The sequence below is a fragment of the Aliivibrio sifiae genome (genome assembly GCF_002954705.1).
GTDB classification, from domain to species: domain Bacteria; phylum Pseudomonadota; class Gammaproteobacteria; order Enterobacterales; family Vibrionaceae; genus Aliivibrio; species Aliivibrio sifiae_A.
This window is the reverse complement of record NZ_MSCO01000003.1, coordinates 21927-38646: the sequence shown is the minus strand read 5'-3', so window position 1 is coordinate 38646 and position 16720 is coordinate 21927. Positions and strand designations below refer to the sequence as shown.

17 protein-coding genes are annotated in these 16720 nt (G+C 41.1%); 12 read left to right on the top strand and 5 right to left on the bottom strand.

The annotated features are described in order from the left end of the window. Positions 1-3: 3 nt before the first annotated feature. From BTO22_RS17585 to glmU, 12 genes are all read left to right on the top strand, one after another. Positions 4-804 (top strand): ParA family protein, encoded by an 801-nt coding sequence (locus BTO22_RS17585; RefSeq protein WP_105056621.1) that lies wholly within the window; start codon positions 4-6, stop codon positions 802-804. Then, on the top strand, positions 794-1678 hold the full coding sequence (locus BTO22_RS17580; RefSeq protein WP_105056620.1) for a ParB/RepB/Spo0J family partition protein: 885 nt from the start codon (positions 794-796) through the stop codon (positions 1676-1678). The genes BTO22_RS17585 and BTO22_RS17580 overlap by 11 nt, the downstream gene beginning before the upstream one ends. A 189-nt stretch (positions 1679-1867) precedes the next feature. Beyond that, on the top strand, positions 1868-2257 hold the full coding sequence (locus BTO22_RS17575) for a F0F1 ATP synthase subunit I (protein WP_060993472.1): 390 nt from the start codon (positions 1868-1870) through the stop codon (positions 2255-2257). An 8-nt stretch (positions 2258-2265) separates the two neighbouring features. Continuing rightward, a complete protein-coding gene (gene atpB / locus BTO22_RS17570; protein WP_060993473.1) occupies positions 2266-3063 on the top strand; it encodes a F0F1 ATP synthase subunit A in 798 nt (265 codons plus the stop codon). Between the two features lie 45 nt (positions 3064-3108). Further along, entirely contained in the window at positions 3109-3366 is a 258-nt protein-coding gene (atpE, locus tag BTO22_RS17565; RefSeq protein ID WP_004411110.1) for a F0F1 ATP synthase subunit C, read from the top strand. Positions 3367-3422: 56 nt separating this feature from the next. After that, on the top strand, positions 3423-3893 hold the full coding sequence (gene atpF / locus BTO22_RS17560) for a F0F1 ATP synthase subunit B (protein ID WP_060993474.1): 471 nt from the start codon (positions 3423-3425) through the stop codon (positions 3891-3893). Positions 3894-3910: 17 nt separating this feature from the next. After that, positions 3911-4444: a F0F1 ATP synthase subunit delta gene (gene atpH, locus BTO22_RS17555; protein WP_060993475.1), complete on the top strand. Its 534-nt coding sequence runs from the start codon at positions 3911-3913 to the stop codon at positions 4442-4444. Between the two features lie 13 nt (positions 4445-4457). Then, positions 4458-5999 carry a F0F1 ATP synthase subunit alpha gene (gene atpA, locus BTO22_RS17550; protein ID WP_060993476.1) on the top strand — a complete coding sequence of 514 codons (1542 nt, stop codon included), beginning with the start codon at positions 4458-4460 and terminating at the stop codon, positions 5997-5999. Between the two features lie 45 nt (positions 6000-6044). Next, positions 6045-6911, top strand: a complete 867-nt coding sequence (gene atpG, locus BTO22_RS17545; RefSeq protein WP_060993477.1) for a F0F1 ATP synthase subunit gamma — start codon at positions 6045-6047, stop codon at positions 6909-6911. 33 nt (positions 6912-6944) lie between these two features. After that, the gene (gene atpD / locus BTO22_RS17540; protein WP_060993478.1) at positions 6945-8348 is read left to right on the top strand and encodes a F0F1 ATP synthase subunit beta; all 1404 of its coding nucleotides are present in this window, start codon (positions 6945-6947) and stop codon (positions 8346-8348) included. Positions 8349-8366: 18 nt separating this feature from the next. Beyond that, positions 8367-8789: a F0F1 ATP synthase subunit epsilon gene (locus BTO22_RS17535; protein ID WP_060993479.1), complete on the top strand. Its 423-nt coding sequence runs from the start codon at positions 8367-8369 to the stop codon at positions 8787-8789. A gap of 231 nt (positions 8790-9020) precedes the next feature. Beyond that, on the top strand, positions 9021-10379 hold the full coding sequence (gene glmU, locus BTO22_RS17530; RefSeq protein ID WP_105056619.1) for a bifunctional UDP-N-acetylglucosamine diphosphorylase/glucosamine-1-phosphate N-acetyltransferase GlmU: 1359 nt from the start codon (positions 9021-9023) through the stop codon (positions 10377-10379). Between the two features lie 150 nt (positions 10380-10529). Here the strand turns inward: glmU and cspE are convergent, their stop codons facing one another. The 5 genes from cspE to ilvG form a co-directional block, all read right to left on the bottom strand. Then, positions 10530-10739, bottom strand: a complete 210-nt coding sequence (gene cspE, locus BTO22_RS17525; protein WP_060993481.1) for a transcription antiterminator/RNA stability regulator CspE — start codon at positions 10737-10739, stop codon at positions 10530-10532. A gap of 277 nt (positions 10740-11016) precedes the next feature. Then, positions 11017-12549, bottom strand: coding sequence for a threonine ammonia-lyase, biosynthetic (gene ilvA, locus BTO22_RS17520; protein ID WP_061005066.1), 1533 nt, complete (start codon positions 12547-12549; stop codon positions 11017-11019). A 4-nt stretch (positions 12550-12553) separates the two neighbouring features. Further along, complete coding sequence (gene ilvD, locus BTO22_RS17515; protein WP_060993483.1) at positions 12554-14410, bottom strand: dihydroxy-acid dehydratase; 1857 nt, start codon at positions 14408-14410, stop codon at positions 12554-12556. A gap of 20 nt (positions 14411-14430) precedes the next feature. Continuing rightward, positions 14431-14676 carry an acetolactate synthase 2 small subunit gene (gene ilvM / locus BTO22_RS17510; protein ID WP_060993484.1) on the bottom strand — a complete coding sequence of 82 codons (246 nt, stop codon included), beginning with the start codon at positions 14674-14676 and terminating at the stop codon, positions 14431-14433. Next, complete coding sequence (ilvG, locus tag BTO22_RS17505; protein ID WP_061005069.1) at positions 14676-16322, bottom strand: acetolactate synthase 2 catalytic subunit; 1647 nt, start codon at positions 16320-16322, stop codon at positions 14676-14678. Before ilvG ends, ilvM begins: the two co-directional genes overlap by 1 nt. Positions 16323-16720 lie beyond the last annotated feature (398 nt).

Below are 16720 nucleotides of genomic sequence, written 5' to 3'. Positions count from 1 at the left end.
AGTGTGGGAAAAGTTATCTCTATTGCGAACCAGAAAGGTGGCGTAGGAAAAACAACAACAGCGGTGAATCTTGCCGCTTCTATGGCAGCAACACATCGAAAAGTTCTACTTATTGACTTAGACGCGCAAGGTAATGCGACGATGGCCAGTGGAGTTGATAAATATGATGTTGATGCTACCGCTTACGAGTTGTTGGTCGACGAAGTGCCTTTTGAAAAGGTTGTAATAGAGAAAACATCTGGTGGCTATGATTTAATCGCTGCAAATGGTGATATTACTGCAGCTGAAATTAAGTTAATGGAAGTGTTTGCGCGAGAAGTTCGTCTGCGTAACATGATCTACCCAATTCGTGGTAACTATGATTTCATCTTTATTGATTGCCCTCCCGCTCTAAATCTCCTTACAATTAACGCCATGGCAGCATCTGATTCTGTATTAGTCCCTATGCAGTGTGAATATTATGCACTAGAGGGACTAACCGCTTTAATTGATACTATTGGTAAATTAGCCGCTGTAGTGAATGCTGATTTAAAGATCGAAGGATTATTAAGAACTATGTTCGATCCTCGCAATCGCTTAGCTAATGATGTATCGGATCAACTAAAAAAACATTTTGGAGATAAAGTGTATCGCACCGTCATTCCTCGAAATGTGCGTTTAGCAGAAGCGCCAAGTCATGGTAAACCTGCAATGTATTATGATAAATACTCAAATGGTGCAAAAGCATATTTAGCTCTTGCCGGAGAGATAATTCGCCGTGACGAAGTGGAAAAAGAAGGGGAAACAGAAATTCATGGGAAATAAACGTGGTTTAGGTAAAGGATTAGATGCCCTATTAGCAACAAGTTCATTGGCTCGCGAAAAGCAAGTTGCAGCTGAACAAAGTGAATCTATTTCAAAAGAAACTCAATTAGTTGAGTTGGGTATCTATCAACTGAATGCGGGTCATTATCAACCAAGAAAAACAATGGAAGAAGAAGCATTAGAAGAATTATCTGCTTCCATTCGTTCTCAAGGCATTATCCAGCCTATCGTTGTTCGTCAAATTTCCCATCAACAATATGAAATAATAGCTGGTGAAAGACGTTTCCGAGCAGCAAAAAAAGCGGGATTAAAACACGTTCCATGTGTTGTTAAATCAGTTGAAGATAAAGCTGCTATTGCAATGGCGTTGATTGAAAACATTCAGCGTGAAGATTTAAATGCAATAGAAGAAGCACAAGCGTTAGAGCGCTTACAACAAGAGTTTGAATTAACACATCAACAGATCTCTGAAGTGATTGGTAAGTCTCGTACAACGGTGACGAATTTATTACGCTTAAATGCTCTTTCTGATGAAGTTAAAGTACTTGTTGAGAGTAAATTGTTAGAAATGGGCCATGCGAGAGCACTACTAGCATTAGAGTCTGAATCTCAAATAGAACTTGCTCATTTAGTCATAAAGAAAAAGCTGACTGTTCGTCAAATAGAACAGAAAGTGAAAGCTTTGTTGTCACCTAAACAAGAAATAAAACCAGTAAGAGAAGATCTTGAAATGACAGAAGTGTCGAGTAAATTATCGACTATTTTGGGGTCTACTGTTGTGATTAATAGAAACTCATCGGGTAAAGGTAAGGTAACTATTACCTTTGACGAGGCTCACAAATTAGAACAACTTATCGCAAAGCTAGAAAGCTAAGTGTGATATAAAACGGTGTTTAAAAGCAAAATTGTATTTTACGTCGTAAAAGTTACTGCTTTGTTCTCATAAATGTAACTTTTTAATGCTATTTGATTGCATTCATATCGGTGCAACGTATAATTTTTGCAAAATCTTTGCTTTATGTTGATATATATCAAAGCAAAGGTGCTTTAAAAGGAAGAATACATGGTAGTTACGCTAGCTAAACCTGGGCGTTTGCTTGCTAAGCGATTGTTATTGATTCAGCTTAGTGTCACTACAGTTATGACAATAGGGATGAGCATAGCCGTTAGTGCTAGTTGGGGAATGTCTGCATTGATAGGCGGTAGTATTTTTATTATTGCGAATTCAGTGTTTTCAAAATGCGCATTTATGTTCAGTGGAGCAAGAGCGGCTAAAATGGTTGCTGCTTTTTTCTATTTGGGTGAAGTGCTTAAAATTCTTATAACAATTGTCTTATTTTCTATTGTTTACGTGTATACGGAGGTGGAACTTGTTCCCCTCAAACTAACCTATTTGCTGGTACTGGGTAGTAATATCTTTGCACCAGTTTTCTTTATTAACAACAGGAAATAGGAAAAGTTATGTCTGCGTCAACGCCTACTGAATATATTAATCATCACCTGCAGAATCTCTCTTTAGGGAAGTTAGGCATTGTTGATGAATTAAGTTTTTGGAATGTGCATATAGACAGTTTGTTTTTTTCTGTGCTAACAGGTGTGTTATTCCTTTGGGTATTTCGTTCTGTAGCTAAGAAATCAACGACTGGAGTACCAGGTAAATTACAGTGTTTCGTCGAAATGGTAGTTGAATTCGTTGATAGTAACGTAAAAGAGACTTTCCACGGCAGAAACCCTTTGGTTGCTCCATTAGCTTTAACCATATTTTGTTGGGTAATTATAATGAATGTCATGGATTTAGTTCCTATTGATTTCATTCCTTACTCTGCTGAACATTTGCTAGGTATCCCTTATCTTAAAGTGGTTCCAACAGCTGATGTAAACATTACTATGGCGATGGCTCTTGGTGTGTTTGCTTTGATGATTTATTACAGCATTAAAGTAAAAGGCCTAGGTGGTTTTGCAAAAGAATTAGCATTACATCCATTTAATCATTGGCTCATGATCCCGTTCAACTTACTTATTGAAGTAGTTTCGCTATTAGCTAAACCTCTTTCGTTAGGTATGCGTTTGTTTGGTAACATGTTTGCTGGTGAAGTGGTATTTATCCTAATTGCTGCAATGTTACCGTGGTATTTACAATGGGTCGGTGCGTTACCTTGGGCTATTTTCCATATTTTGGTTATCTTAATCCAAGCATTTGTTTTCATGATGTTGACTATAGTTTATATGTCAATGGCTCATGAAGATGGCGATCATTAATTTAAATTTTTAATACAACTCTATCTATTCAATTGGAGAATATAAATGGAAACCGTTCTTAGTTTTTCAGCTATCGCAGTAGCTATTATTGTTGGTCTTTGTGCTGTAGGTACAGCAATTGGTTTTGCTATTCTTGGTGGTAAGTTTCTGGAAGGCGCAGCTCGTCAACCTGAAATGGCTCCAATGCTACAAGTTAAGATGTTCATCATCGCTGGTCTATTGGATGCGGTTCCAATGATCGGTATCGTTATCGCGCTACTATTCACATTTGCTAACCCATTTGTTGGTCAACTAGCAGGCTAATCTAGCCTTTTGCTAATTGAATTTTTGTAGCTGATTCTTAACGAGGGGTAGCTGTTGTGAATATGAACGCAACTCTGCTTGGTCAAGCAATCGCTTTCGCACTGTTTGTTTGGTTCTGCATGAAATATGTATGGCCACCAATCATGGAAGCGATCGAGGAACGTCAGAAGAAAATTGCTGACGGTTTATCTGCCGCTGAACGCGCAGCTAAAGACCTTGATTTGGCACAAGCCAATGCTTCTGATCAACTGAAAGAAGCAAAACGCGCTGCAACTGAGATCATCGAACAAGCGAATAAACGCAAAGGCCAAATTTTGGATGAAGCTCGTGAAGAAGCTTTGACTGAACGTCAAAAAATTCTTACGCAAGGTGAAGCTGAACTTGAGTCTGAACGTAAACGCGCTCGCGATGAACTGCGTAAACAAGTTGCAACTCTGGCTGTGATTGGTGCCGAGAAGATCTTGGAGCGTTCTATTGATATAGAATCTCAAAGAGATATTCTTGATAACATCACTGCGAAATTGTAAGTAAAAGGGGGCAAGATATGTCAACAATGACAACCATCGCACGCCCCTACGCGAAAGCAGCTTTTGACTTTGCGGTCGAAAAAGGCGAATTGGACCTATGGGTTCAAATGCTAACTTTTTGTTCAGAAGTCTCAAAAAATGAAGATGTTGCTCAGTTACTGGATGGCGCTATTGCATCAGATAAACTGTCAGAAATCTTTATTTCAATTTGTGGTGAACAACTGAACGAGTTTGGACAAAATCTAATTCATGTTATGGCTGAAAACGGCCGTTTGAAGATTTTACCTAGTGTGTTAGAGCAATTTATCTTTTTAAAGCATGAGCTTGAAAAAGAAATTGATGCTGAAGTTACTTCAGCAATTGAACTGACTGAACAGCAAAAAGCTGACATTAGTGCCAAACTTGAAGCTCGTCTAGAGCGTAAAGTGAAGCTGAATTGTAGCGTAGATGAGGCCCTGTTAGCTGGGGTCATAATTCGAGCCGGAGACCTAGTCATTGATAACTCAGCACGTGGCCGTTTAAGCCGCCTGAGTGAAACATTGCAGTCTTGATGGGGAATGGAGCATGCAACTTAATTCCACGGAAATTAGCGATCTAATCAAACAACGCATTGAAAAATTCAACGTTGTAAGTGAAGCTCGTAATGAAGGTACAATCGTTTCGGTAAGCGACGGTATCATTCGTATCCACGGCCTTGCAGATGTTATGCAAGGCGAAATGATTGAATTACCGGGTGGCCGTTATGCGCTAGCACTTAACCTTGAGCGTGACTCAGTTGGTGCTGTTGTAATGGGCCCATATGCTGACCTACAGGAAGGCATGAAAGTAACAGGTACTGGTCGTATCCTTGAAGTGCCAGTAGGTCCTGAAATGCTAGGTCGTGTTGTAAACACACTTGGTGAGCCAATTGATGGTAAAGGCCCTATTGATGCGAAACTGACTTCTCCAGTAGAAGTGATTGCACCTGGTGTAATCGATCGTAAATCAGTAGACCAACCTGTACAAACTGGCTACAAGTCAGTTGACTCAATGATCCCAATCGGCCGTGGTCAGCGTGAGCTAATCATCGGTGACCGTCAGACTGGTAAAACAGCAATGGCGATTGATGCGATCATTAACCAGAAAAATTCTGGTATTTTCTCAATCTATGTTGCGATTGGCCAAAAGGCATCAACAATTGCTAACGTAGTTCGCAAATTAGAAGAGCACGGCGCGTTAGCTAACACTATCGTTGTTGTTGCTTCTGCTTCTGAATCTGCTGCGCTGCAATATCTTGCACCGTACTCAGGTTGTGCGATGGGTGAATACTTCCGTGACCGCGGTGAAGATGCTCTGATTGTTTATGATGACCTATCTAAGCAAGCTGTAGCTTATCGTCAGATTTCTCTACTACTGAAACGTCCACCAGGTCGTGAAGCATTCCCTGGCGACGTATTCTATTTACACTCTCGTCTACTAGAGCGTGCTGCTCGTGTAAGCGAAGCGTATGTTGAGAAATTCACTAATGGTGAAGTGAAAGGTAAAACTGGTTCTTTAACTGCTCTACCTATCATCGAAACTCAAGCTGGTGACGTATCTGCATTTGTACCAACCAACGTAATCTCGATTACCGATGGTCAGATCTTCCTACAAACAGAACTGTTCACTGCTGGTGTTCGTCCTGCGGTAGACCCTGGTATTTCTGTATCTCGTGTAGGTGGTGCTGCGCAAACTAAGATCATTAAGAAACTGTCTGGTGGTATTCGTACTGCTCTTGCACAGTATCGTGAACTTGCAGCATTTGCTCAGTTCTCATCTGATCTTGATGACGCGACTAAGAAGCAACTTGATCACGGTGAAAAAGTAACTGAACTTATGAAACAGAAACAGTACGCTCCAATGTCTGTTTTTGATCAAGCGTTAGTTATCTTTACCGCTGAGAAAGGCTACTTGAATGATGTTGAGCTTTCTAAGCTTGCTGATTTTGAAGAAGCTCTGCTGTCGTATGCTCGTGGTCAATTTGCCGATCTAGCAACAGAGATCGACTCATCGGGTGCTTGGAATAATGAAGTTGAAGCTCAGTTTGTGAAACTGGTTGAAGATTTCAAAGCAACCCAGACCTGGTAATTCGTTGGTGGCCTGTTACGGGTCACCCGAAAACGGAGAGTAACGATGGCCGGTGCGAAAGAGATTCGTAACAAGATCGGGAGTGTAAAAAGCACTCAAAAGATCACGAAAGCAATGGAAATGGTAGCTGCTTCTAAAATGCGTCGCTCGCAAGAGTCGATGGCAGCATCTCGCCCATATGCTGACACAATACGTAAAGTAATCGGTCATTTAGCGCTTGGTAGCCTTGAGTATCGTCATCCGTATCTTGAGGAACGCGAAGCTAAGCGTGTTGGTTACATTGTTATTTCTAGTGATCGTGGTTTATGTGGTGGCTTAAACATTAACTTGTTTAAAAAAGTCATGGCAGAAATGAATACATGGTCAAAAGATGGTGTTGAAATTGATTTAGCCGTTATCGGCTCAAAAGCAACAGCATTTTTTAACAGCTATGGCGGTAATGTTATTGCTCAAAATTCAGGACTAGGCGATAACCCAAGTCTTGAAGAATTGATCGGTAGTGTTGGTGTTATGCTGAAGAAATACGATGAAGGCCAGTTGGATCGCCTATATGTAGTGAACAATAAGTTCATTAACACAATGGTGCAAGAGCCAGCAATTGACCAATTACTTCCTTTGCCTAAATCTGAAGATGAAGCAATGAAACGTACTCATTCTTGGGACTACATTTACGAGCCTGAGCCTAAACTACTACTAGATACATTATTGGTTCGATACGTTGAATCACAAGTATATCAAGGTGTAGTTGAAAACTTGGCGTGTGAACATGTAGCGCGAATGATTGCGATGAAAGCAGCAACTGATAATGCTGGTGACATCATTGATGAACTGCAACTTGTGTATAACAAAGCCCGTCAATCGGCTATTACACAAGAGCTTTCTGAAATTGTTTCAGGCGCATCAGCGGTTTAAGCATAGGTATTTAAACAGTTTAGAGGATTAACGATGACTACAGGTAAGATCGTACAGATCATCGGTGCGGTAGTCGATGTAGAGTTCCCACAAGGCAATGTACCTCGTGTATACGATGCTTTGAATGTTGTTGATGCACAAGAACGTCTTGTTCTTGAAGTGCAACAACAAATCGGTGGCGGCGTAGTGCGCTGTATCGTAATGGGTAGCTCAGATGGTTTACGTCGTGGCTTAACAGTAGAAAATACTGGCGCGCCAATTACTGTTCCAGTGGGTACTAAAACTTTAGGCCGTATCATGAACGTTCTTGGTGACGCGATTGATGAGTGTGGCGAGATTGGTGCTGAAGAGCATTATTCAATTCACCGCGAAGCGCCTAGCTATGAAGAGCAGTCTAACTCGACTGAACTTCTAGAAACGGGTGTTAAAGTAATCGACTTAATTTGTCCATTCGCTAAGGGTGGTAAAATCGGTCTATTCGGTGGTGCTGGTGTAGGTAAGACTGTCAACATGATGGAACTTATCAACAACATCGCACTACAACACTCTGGCCTATCTGTATTTGCAGGTGTAGGTGAGCGTACTCGTGAAGGTAATGATTTCTACTTTGAAATGCAGGAAGCTGGTGTTGTAAACATCGAGAATCCTGAAGAATCAAAAGTAGCGATGGTTTACGGTCAAATGAATGAGCCACCAGGTAACCGTTTACGTGTTGCTTTGACTGGTCTAACAATGGCAGAACGTTTCCGTGACGAAGGTCGTGACGTTTTACTATTCATTGATAACATCTATCGTTATACACTAGCGGGAACTGAAGTATCAGCTCTACTAGGTCGTATGCCATCAGCGGTAGGTTACCAACCTACACTAGCTGAAGAGATGGGTGTTCTTCAGGAACGTATCACTTCAACTCGTAGTGGTTCTATCACTTCAGTTCAAGCGGTATATGTACCTGCGGATGACTTAACGGATCCATCTCCAGCAACAACGTTTGCTCACTTAGATGCGACAGTTGTACTTAACCGTAATATCGCGTCTATGGGTTTATACCCAGCGATTGACCCGTTAGATTCTACATCTCGTCAACTTGACCCACTTGTTGTTGGTCAAGAGCACTATGATATCGCTCGTAATGTTCAATCAACATTACAGCGCTATAAAGAGCTAAAAGATATCATCGCTATCCTAGGTATGGACGAGCTGTCTGAAGAAGATAAGCAAGTTGTATCTCGTGCTCGTAAAATTGAGAAGTTCTTAACTCAACCTTACCACGTAGCTGAAGTATTCACGGGTGACCCTGGTATTTACGTACCACTTAAAGACACATTAGCTGGCTTTAAAGGTTTATTAGCTGGTGATTACGATGACGTTCCTGAGCAAGCCTTCATGTACTGCGGTAAAATTGAAGACGCGCTTGAGAATGCGAAGAAGCTATAAGGCTGATTAGGAGGCGATATGGCAGCAATGACCTTTCACTTGGACGTTGTAAGTGCTGAGAAGAAACTATTCTCAGGACTAGTTGAAACGATTCAGGTGACCGGTAGCGAAGGTGAACTTGGTATTTTCCATGGTCACGCACCGCTGCTGACCGCTATCACGCCTGGTATGGTGCGTATTGTTAAACAACATGGCCACGAAGAAATTATTTATATTTCTGGTGGTATTGTTGAGGTTCAACCTGGTTCGGCAACTGTTCTTGCAGATGCCGCTATCCGTGGTGAAGACCTAGACGCAGCTAAGGCAGAAGAAGCTAAACGCAAGGCTGAGGAGAATATCCGTAATCAGCATGGCGACATTAACTTCGCTCAAGCGGCCAGTGATTTGGCTAAAGCGATCGCACAGCTTCGAGTTATCGAACTGACAAAACGTTCGCGTTAATCAAGCACCATTAGAAAGAAGGCGACCTATATGGTCGCCTTTTCTTTATTGTTCGCTGTAATTCTTACTAATCTCTCACCCCATCGCGTATTTTTTAGCATATAATTTAACCCGCATATTAATCCCATTGGTTATTCATTAATAAAATGATGAAGTAAGTAATGGATTTAGTATTTTTGGTATTAACGAGCTAGGCAAATTAAGTCAGCATAAAAATAAAATGGGCTTCCTATGAACTTCAGTGCAGTAATTTTAGCAGCGGGTAAAGGCACTCGCATGTATTCAAATAAACCTAAAGTACTTCATACTTTAGCGGGCAAACCAATGGCTAAGCATGTAATTGATACATGTGAAGGTCTTGGTGCTAAAAACATTCATCTTGTTTATGGTCATGGTGGTGATCAAATGCAAGCAGAGTTAGGTCAAGAACGAGTAACTTGGGTTCTTCAAGCTGAGCAATTAGGCACAGGCCATGCGGTTAATCAGGCATCGCCAGAATTTGCTGATGATGAGAAAGTATTAATTCTTTATGGTGATGTTCCACTGATTAGCGCTGAAACAGTTGAAAACTTATTAGATGCTCAACCAACTGGTGGTATAGCTTTACTTACTGTTGTTTTAGATAACCCTATAGGGTATGGACGTATTATTCGTCGTAATGGTCCTGTTATCGCTATCGTAGAACAGAAAGACGCAACAGAAGAACAGAAGCTAATTAAAGAGATTAACACTGGTGTAATGGTTGCTACGGGCGGCGATTTAAAACGTTGGCTAGCAGCTCTTAAAAATGAAAACGCACAAGGTGAATATTACCTAACTGATATTATTGCTGCTGCTCATGATGAAGGTCGTGCTGTAGAAGCGGTACACCCTGTTAGCCCGATTGAAGTTGAAGGTGTGAATGATCGTGCTCAACTTGCTCGTTTAGAAAGAGCATTCCAATTAGCACAAGCACAAAAGTTATTAGAGCAAGGGGTTATGCTTCGCGATCCTAGTCGCTTTGATCTAAGAGGATCATTACAGTGCGGTATGGATATTGAGATCGATGTGAACGTGATCATCGAAGGTAATGTAACTCTGGGTGATAATGTTGTTATTGGTGCAGGCTGTGTACTGAAAGATTGTGAGATTGATGACAATACAATTGTTCGTCCATACAGTGTTATTGAAGGTGCAACAGTTGGTGAAGATTGTACCGTTGGCCCATTTACTCGTTTACGCCCAGGTGCTGAGCTTTGTAATGATGCTCACGTAGGTAACTTCGTTGAAGTGAAAAATGTACGTTTAGGTGAAGGCTCTAAAGCAAATCATTTAACATACCTTGGTGATGCTGAAATTGGTCAACGTGTAAATGTTGGTGCTGGTGTCATTACATGTAATTACGATGGTGCCAATAAATTTAAAACAATCATTGGTGATGATGTATTTGTTGGTTCTGATAGTCAACTGATCGCTCCGGTTACTATCGCTAATGGCGCGACAGTCGGTGCTGGTTCAACAGTAACTAAAGACGTTAGTGAAAATGAATTATACATTAGTCGTGCGAAAGAGCGTCGAATTGCTAACTGGCAGCGTCCTGTTAAAAAATAATTAATCTGTAGTGTATGGATAGTAAAAAAGAAGTCACTTAGGCTTCTTTTTTATGTCTATAATTTGTGCTTAATTGTTTTACTCAAATTGCAGATAAAAAAAATGCCGACCGAAGTCAGCATTTTTTAGAATTCAATTCGAAAATTCGAATTACTCACCAACAACGTTAGCTGCTTGTGGGCCTTTTTGACCTTGTTCTACTTCGAAAGAAACCTTTTGGCCTTCTTTCAGAGTTTTGAAGCCTTCAGATGCGATAGCACGGAAGTGAACGAATACGTCAGCGCCGCCGTTATCTTGAGTAATGAAGCCGAAACCTTTCTCTTCGTTAAACCACTTAACGATACCAGTTGTTTTAGACATAATATATATCCTAATTTTTTTAATTAAATAATTCGCATAATGCGAAGTTGTAGCCATAAAGAATTATTTATTTGAGGTAAAACATATGTATAAAAAGCTTCAAGCATAACTGGTAAAGCAGTATAACGAAGGTTTCAAAAGCATAATATTACAGATAAATAGGTCTGTTTACAGGCCGAGAAAAATAATAGCATTTTTTAACCGATTGTATAGCATAATTTCAAAAATGAATGAAAATAAGGCTAAAATTTACTTAGCCTTATTACGCCGTACGGTCTTAAGATAAAAAGAATCGATAAGCTAGATTATCTGTTTCATCTTTCCATTGGTAACCAAGCTCTTCAAGGTGTTTTGAAAAACTAACAAGATCGGAATCCGTTAATTCAAAACCACATAAAACACGACCGTAATCAGCGCCATGGTTACGATAATTAAAGAGACTAATATTCCAATGAGTGCCTAAGGTACTTAAGAATTTAACCAATGCTCCTGGGTATTCTGGGAACTCAAAGCTATATAATCTTTCTTTTAATGATTTAGATGGTTTTCCACCAATCATGTAGCGAATATGGAGTTTTGCCATTTCATTATCAGATAGGTCTACGACGGGATAGTCGCCTTGTTGTAAGTCATTAATTATATTATCTAGCTCTTGCTGCCCTTCTTGTAATCGAACACCTACAAAAATATTAGCTGATTTATCATCGTTATAACGATAGTTAAATTCAGTAACTGCTCGACCACCAATAAGGTTACAAAACTCGAAGAATGCACCTTGGCGTTCAGGAATCGTTACCGCTAACAACCCTTCTCTTTTTTCACCAAGTTCACATCGTTCAGAAACATAACGTAAGCCATGAAAATTAGTATTTGCGCCAGAAAGAACCGTCGCTAACTGCTTACCTTTCAGTTGATGTTTATCGGCGAATTTTTTGAGACCTGCGAGTGCTAATGCGCCTGATGGTTCAGCAATTGCACGAGTATCTTCAAAAATGTCTTTGACGGCAGCGCAGATTTCATCGCTAGAAACGGTAATATGTCCATCAATATATTTTTGGCATAAACGGAATGTTTCATCCCCAATGCGTTTTACGGCGACACCATCAGCAAACATACTTACTTGATCTAGAACGACGGGTTCTCCTGCATCTAACGCGGCTTTTAAACAAGCTGAGTCTTCCGGTTCTACAGCAATGACTTTAATTTCAGGCATTAATTGTTTAATAAGAACAGCAACACCAGCGGCTAAACCACCACCACCAACAGGAACAAAAATATAATCTAAATGCCCATTTTGTTGTAGCATTTCCATTCCTATTGTTCCTTGACCAGCTATCACAAGTGGATGATCAAATGGAGGAACAAATGTATAACCATGGAGTTCTGATAAGCGTTCTGCTTCTGCTTTGGCTTCATCAAAATTACTGCCATGAAGAACCACATTGCCGCCAAAGCCTTTTACCGCTTCTACTTTTATATCTGGAGTGGTGCGTGGCATAACTATTGTGGTTTGAATTCCAAGTTTAGTACCAGATAACGCCATTCCTTGAGCATGGTTTCCTGCAGATGCCGCGATAACGCCAGCTTTCTTTTGCTCTTCAGTTAGACTAGAAACCATATTGTAAGCGCCACGAAGCTTGAATGAGTGAACCGGTTGACGGTCTTCTCGCTTCAATTGAACTCGGTTTTGAATACGTTCTGACAAACGAGGCATATCTTGAAGTGGTGTCACTGTGGCCACTTCATAGATCGGTGCTCGTAAGATCTGACGCAGATATTCTGCGCCAGTTTGATTAGAAGGTGTAGGCATAAACTTATCCCTCTAACTTAGATTTATCACGTACTGCACCTTTGTCTGCACTAGTTGCCATCATTGCATAGGCTTTTAATGCAAAAGAGACTTCACGTTGACGATTGACGGGTTTCCAGCCTAATTGGTCTTGCTTCACTCGACGTTCAGCCAATTCCACGTCAGATACATCAAGAGTAATTGAGCGACTTGGAATATCAATCGTAATGATGTCGCCTGTATTTACTAAACCAATAGTACCGCCACTTGCTGCTTCTGGTGAGGCGTGACCAATTGATAGACCAGATGTGCCACCAGAGAATCGACCATCAGTAAGTAATGCACAAGCTTTGCCTAGTCCCATTGATTTAAGGTAAGTGGTTGGATACAGCATTTCTTGCATGCCTGGGCCACCTTTAGGACCTTCGTAGCGAATAACAACCACATCACCTGCCTTTACTTTTCCTCCTAAAATTCCTTCTACTGCGGTATCTTGGCTTTCAAATACAATGGCAGGACCTTGGAATTTAAGGTTATCTTCATCAACACCGGCAGTTTTAACAATACAGCCATCAACGGCGATGTTACCAGAAAGAACCGCTAGTCCACCTTCTTGGCTAAAGGCATTCTCTTTGGTTCGAATACAACCATTTTCGCGATCATCATCAAGACGATCCCAACGACAATCTTGTGAGAAGGCTTTGGTTGTTCGAATACCCGCAGGACCTGCACGGAAGAACTTAAGTACCGCTTCATCTTCAGTTTGCATTATGTCGTATTGAGCCAATTGCTCTTTCATCGTTAAACCAAGCACGGTATTAGTATCGCTATTAAGTAGATTTGCACGATCAAGCTCACCAAGGATAGCCATAACACCACCTGCACGGTGAACATCTTCCATATGATATTTTGGTGTTGATGGCGCTACTTTACATAAGTGAGGTACGCGACGAGACATGGCATCGATATCATCCATATCAAAATCAATGTCACCTTCTTGAGCTGAAGCAATAAGATGAAGTACCGTATTACTTGAACCACCCATTGCAATATCTAATGCCATTGCGTTTTCAAATGCTGCTTTGTTTGCGATATTACGTGGCAGAGCAGAATCATCACCTTGTTCGTAATAACGTTTTGTTAGAGTAACGATACGCTTACCGGCATTGATAAATAGCTCTTCGCGATCGGCGTGTGTCGCCAACATTGAACCATTACCCGGTTGAGATAAGCCAAGTGCTTCAGTTAGGCAGTTCATTGAGTTAGCGGTAAACATACCAGAGCATGAACCACAGGTTGGACACGCAGAGCGTTCTACTTGCTCACTTTGTTCATCTGAAATAGTTGGATCGGCGCCTTGGATCATTGCGTCGACAAGATCCAGCTTGATTATTTGATCTGAAAGCTTAGTTTTACCAGCTTCCATTGGGCCACCAGACACAAAGATCACCGGAATGTTAAGGCGCATTGCTGCCATCATCATTCCAGGAGTGATTTTGTCACAGTTAGAAATACAAACCATAGCATCGGCACAGTGAGCATTGACCATGTATTCAACAGAGTCCGCGATCAGTTCACGTGACGGTAGTGAATAAAGCATACCGCCGTGACCCATTGCAATACCATCATCAACAGCAATGGTATTAAATTCTTTAGCAATACCACCTGCTTTTTCTATTTCTCCTGCAACCAGCTGGCCCATGTCTTTTAGATGAACGTGGCCCGGAACAAATTGAGTAAATGAGTTTACTACTGCAATAATTGGCTTACCAAAATCTTCTTCTTTTACGCCTGTAGCGCGCCACAGTGCACGAGCACCAGCCATGTTACGGCCATGGGTTGTGGTGGCTGAACGGTATTTGTTTTTAGGAGTCGTAGACATTATTTTAATCCTTTAAATTTTTATGCGCGATGTAAGGTAGATACGTTTACAGCGGTAATATCCCAAAGCTTCTCTATTTGATTGGTTAGAAGGCTAATTGGACGATCACTTTCTACAATAATTTCGATAGCGGCAACACCATCAGATTGATTCTGGGTTGCGAGTACCTGTTTAATAGAAAAACCACGGTGACGAATAACACGTAATACGCGTTCTAATAGCACTGGTTTATCTGTCGCTTTAATTTCTAAAATATAACGCTGCATTATTCACCCTCCACCATATCTTGGTTTGCGGCACCTGGCGGAACAAGTGGCCATACATTTTCTTCTTCAGAGATAAGCACATGCAGCATATACGCTGTTTTACTTTCTAGTAGTTCTTTTAGTGCAGGCTCTACTTCTTCTTTACGAGTGATCGTTTTTCCAGGGATATTAAAGGCAGCAGCTAATGCGACAAAGTCAGGATTATCATCAAGGATAGTTTCACTATGACGGCCATCAAAGAAAAGTGATTGCCATTGACGAACCATACCTAGACGCTGATTGTTTAATAGCACCATTTTTACAGGAATTTGCTTACGCTTTAATGTGCCTAGTTCTTGAACGTTCATCATAAATGAACCATCACCAGTGATAAGAATGGACTCATCATTAGGGCGAGCGACTTTAGCTCCCATTGCTGCAGGTAAGCCAAATCCCATAGTGCCAAGACCTGCGGAGGTTAAGTAATTCTCAGGAGCTCGCGGTTGAATGTGCTGAGCTGCCCACATTTGATGTTGGCCAACATCGGTAGCAACAATAGAGTTGTCTGGCATCATGTCCGATAGCTGCTTTAGTAATAATGGTGCGTAGATTAGATCGCCGGGATGATCGTAACGCCATTTAAATTCAGTACGCAGAGCTGAAACATGCTCTAACCATGGGGTAATGTCTTGAGATGCACTTAACTGAGGTAAAACAACATTAATGTCGCCACGTAATGTGGAATGAGCGTGACGAAGTTTATTGAATTCTGCAGCATCTATATCGATGTGAATCACTTTGGCGTGAGGGGCAAAACCTTCAAGTTTGCCTGTTACTCGGTCATCAAAGCGAGCACCAACAACGATTAATAAATCAGATTCTTGTACGATAAGGTTTGCAGCCTTAGTACCATGCATACCTACCATACCTAAGTAATGAGGATCATGACGAGCTATTGATCCTAATCCTTTTAGTGTGCTGACTGAAGGCATAGGATTGTTGTTTAAAAATTCACGAACGGCATCGGTAGCATGAGCCAATTGAACGCCACCACCAACATATAAAACCGGCTTTTTGCTTGATTTTAAAATGACTTCTGCTGCTTCAATGCTTTCAGGAGATACAATAGGAATACTTGGTGCTTCAAAATGAGGAAGAGCTGTTACAGGAGCTTCTGCAACTTGTACGTCTTTAGCTATATCAATTAATACGGGTCCAGGGCGACCAGATTTAGCAACTTCAAACGCTTCAGCAATAACTGGGGCTAATTCGTTGATATCAGTAACAAGGTAGCTGTGTTTGGTACAAGAAAGTGACATACCAATGACATCCATTTCTTGGAAGGCATCAGTACCAATGAGGTGACTAGCAACTTGGCCTGTAATGGCGACAAGGGGAATAGAGTCAAGCATTGCATCAGCAAGACCTGTTATGAGGTTTGTGGCTCCTGGCCCTGACGTCGCAAGACAAACAGCAACATCTTTACTTGCTCTTGCCATACCAATAGCCGCCATCGCAGCGCCTTGCTCGTGTCGACATAGAATATGTTCTACACCGCCATCATATAAAGCGTCATAGATAGGCATTATTGCCCCTCCGGGATAACCAAATACGGTGGTGATCCCTTCGTCTTTTAAGGCTTTAACTACTAACTGTGAGCCATTCATACACTGTCGCTCCCTGCGTGAGTGATTGTTTCTCTATTCTTGCACATCATGTGCTCCCATTTCTTCCTGAATCTATAAAAAAACCCCCTTGCTTGTTAGCTTGGGGGTTTTAAGTGTGCGTTGCTGTTGCTACTTTTTGCTCACTTATCCCCGCGCGGTGACCAGAATCACCACGAGAATGTTAATAATTAGAATATTAAGTTGAGCAAACAAGGTCATTTAATCTATCCGTAAACGTGTTTTTTTTGATAATTCGTTACATTAACTTAGTGGTAACACAGACATGGCTCTCATGACAAGAAAAAACTCTCATTTTATTCACAATTCTCGTTCATTTAGCGCTTATATATAACAAATCAATAAAATTTTTCGAAATAGTCGCTTTATAAATAATTGGG